The organism is Pantoea sp. VS1 (assembly GCF_002207995.1).
GTDB classification, from domain to species: Bacteria; Pseudomonadota; Gammaproteobacteria; order Enterobacterales; family Enterobacteriaceae; genus Pantoea; species Pantoea dispersa.
In genome coordinates, this window is sequence record NZ_NHZE01000012.1 from 1 (window position 1) to 2,891 (window position 2,891).

The 2,891-nt window shown below is 55.1% G+C and carries 3 protein-coding genes; all 3 read left to right on the forward strand.

The window, feature by feature from the left end; translation table 11 throughout:
• Positions 1-1,965: conjugal transfer mating-pair stabilization protein TraG (gene traG / locus CBW22_RS05905; protein WP_176428087.1), on the forward strand; the 1,965-nt coding region annotated here is incomplete at its 5' end.
• A 15-nt stretch (positions 1,966-1,980) separates the two neighbouring features.
• A complete protein-coding gene (locus CBW22_RS05910; RefSeq protein ID WP_088516236.1) occupies positions 1,981-2,559 on the forward strand; it encodes a hypothetical protein in 579 nt (192 codons plus the stop codon).
• Between the two features lie 128 nt (positions 2,560-2,687).
• On the forward strand, positions 2,688-2,891 hold a 204-nt coding region (traT, locus tag CBW22_RS05915; RefSeq protein ID WP_217899514.1), incomplete at its 3' end, for a complement resistance protein TraT.

Below are 2,891 nucleotides of genomic sequence, written 5' to 3' on the forward strand. Positions count from 1 at the left end.
CCGATGGTGATCGCGCTGGCGCTGGTGAATCACACGATTTTCGGTCTGAACACGCTGAAGCTCTACGCGGGCGGCTTCCTGTACTTCCAGATGTGGCCGGTGATGTACGCCATCCTCAACTCGCTGGCTAACTTCTACCTGCAGACCAAAACCGGGACGACGGCGCTGGTACTGTCTAACCAGGACCAGGTGGCGCTGCAGCACTCGGACGCGGCCAACATCGCGGGCTACCTGAGCGCCTCTATCCCGGTGCTGTCGTTCTATCTGACCAAAGGGGCCGGGGCCATCGCCTCGCAGGTGGCGGGCAGCGTCATCAGTTCGGCGGCGTTTACCACCGGCGGGCAGGCGTCCACCACGGCGGACGGCAACTGGTCGTTTAACAACATGTCGATGGACAACGTCAGCGCCAACAAGTTTGACACCAACATGCTCCGCCGTTCGGGGTCGCAGAGCGTCCAGACCGGCAACAATGCGATGATGACGCAGACGGCGGACGGCCACACGGTGGTGGATACCAGCCAGGCGATATCCAATCTGCCGGTGAGCATGCGGCTGAGTGCGCTTGCCAGCAGCGGGTTCTCCGAGCAGGCGCGGCAGGCGGAGCAGCAGGCGCAGAGCTCGCTGGATGGCTATAACCACAGCGTGACCAGCGGCTTCCAGCAGCTGAACCAGCTGACGCAGCAGAGCGGCAACAGCGACAGCGTGACCCAGGGCAGCGACAACAGCGTGGCCACGAACATTTCAAAAGGCTCAAGCCAGATGCAGTCTGCCGTGGAGGGGTATGCGAAAGCCAACCATATCTCCCAGCAGGAGGCTTACAGTCAGTTGTCGAATGCAGCTGTAGACAGGTCTGCAAATATTGGAATGAGTGGTAAGTTTGACTCCAGTAAAACGCTCTGGGGTAAAGCTGGTGAATGGGCTTTAGGGGTCAGTGGCGAAGTCCATGGCGGCATAGAAGGTAAGGGCAGCTTAAGCGAGCAGCATGGTGTACAGGGCTCACATTCAGCCGGCACAGACCTTCGTCAGGATAAGAACAGCCAGTATGTGCGTGATTTCCGTCAGGGTGTGGACATGGTGACGTCGACCCGCCTGAGCGAGTCGGGCAGCCACACGGACAACCAGTCGAACTCGCTGGCACAGCAGTTTGCGGCGACGCTCAACGACGCAAAGAGTCAGTACCATCAGTATACGGAGAGCAGCACCCGCAGCCAGGAGTTCAGCCGTATGGCCACGCTTTCGCAGACGCAGAGCGCGAGCCTGGATGCCAACTACAACCAGGAGTTCGTGGACTGGACCACCGCGAAGTACGGCAGCGACGCGCAGAACATCCTGACCAACGTCCGGAGCGCGCAGGGTGCGGCCACCGAGTTTATGCACGAACGGCTTGAGCCGGAAATCATGCGGAATTATGCAACACGCAGTGACCAGGTGAACAGTGAGCCGCTGCAGCCAGCGCAGTCGCTGGATGGGTCGGGTACCAGTGCGACACTGGCGGCGGGGGAACCCTCGGACAACGGCCATAACGTACTGGCGGGTGAATCGCAGGCACCGCACAGCGGAATCCGCCGGGCAACGGCAGCGGACGTACATGACCGGGAACGTCACCTCAGTGTTCCGGCAGACGTCCCGTCTCAGACCATGACCGATAATTTCCACAGTGGTTCGCAACGCGTAAATGAAGAGGCCTCGGGGGCCGGCATTCAGAGTAATGTGGCAGACAGGGTCGCAGCACAAAGATCTGGCCTGATGGAAACAATCAGGGAAAATGACGGTAAAATCGCCGAAAATAAAACCACTGTTCAGACGTCCAGTGATATACTGAAAGGAGAACATGATAAGGGGCAGGGGCAGTTTGCCAGGGGCTTTGTAACGGAGCAGGGCAAGCAGAAACTATGGACGCACACGCCTGAGAATAAAGAGTTTGAGGAAAAGCTGCAGGAACTCCGCAGACGAACCGGCAACTAATAAAGGAATTTAACGATGGCTACCATGACGCGCATTGACATCAGTAATGACGTGAACATGCTGATGCAGAATCTGGAAGACAAAAACCGTCCACTTGTTTCGCCTGCTGCTGCTTTAAAACTCAGTATGACATGGCCAGTCGCCTGTGTGATGGGGTATGTACTGGCACTGCTTTGGATGGCATACAGCTTTACTCCTGAGCAAGATCTGTTTGGGAATAACGTCTATTTTTCTGACAAAATGCAGTTTGAAATGTTTGCAACGGGTATAACGGTATTGAGTGCACTTGGCGTTGGGGCTTCTCTATATAACTCAGCATTGGTATATCTCTCATTTGATGAGAATACACGTAATAATTCTTTCATAATTAACCGCATTAGAAAGTTGACGGGCCTTATGGGGCTTGGAGCAGTTATTGTAAACTGGGGAGTGGCTTTAGTGGGGGCCGTGATTGAGCCTAAAGTGATCGGCATTAGCACATTAGTTTTCTTATTATCAATTCTCGTTATACAGATGGTAATCAGTGCTGAACTGACCCGCTATGGTATTGCTGGTGCAATGAGTAAACTCGCCAGACTCATCAAAAAGATTTAAGTTCTCTCGGCTCCTGCCGATATCCCTTCCGGCATTCTGACGGAAGGGTTTCTCTCTAAATCCCTGTATAAAACAGCGTGCCCCGGGGCGCGTCTGTCCCGTTTTTTCCATTTAACAAGGATACGTCTATGAAATACCATAACGCCTTCGTGGCGGCGATTGCTGCTGCCTCCCTGATGCTTTCCGGCTGTGGTGCCATGAGTACCGCCATCAAAAAACGCAACCTCGACGTCAAAACCCAGATGAGTCAGACCGTCTGGCTTGAGCCGTCCAGCCAGAAGACTGTTTACCTGCAGGTTCGCAACACCTCCGACAAGGACATGAGCGATCTG

What these genes read in the sequence shown, in the direction of transcription:
- CBW22_RS05910 (WP_088516236.1), top strand. Translation starts at nt 1,981, where the DNA reads ATGGCTACCATGACGCGCATTGACATCAGTAATGACGTGAACATGCTG.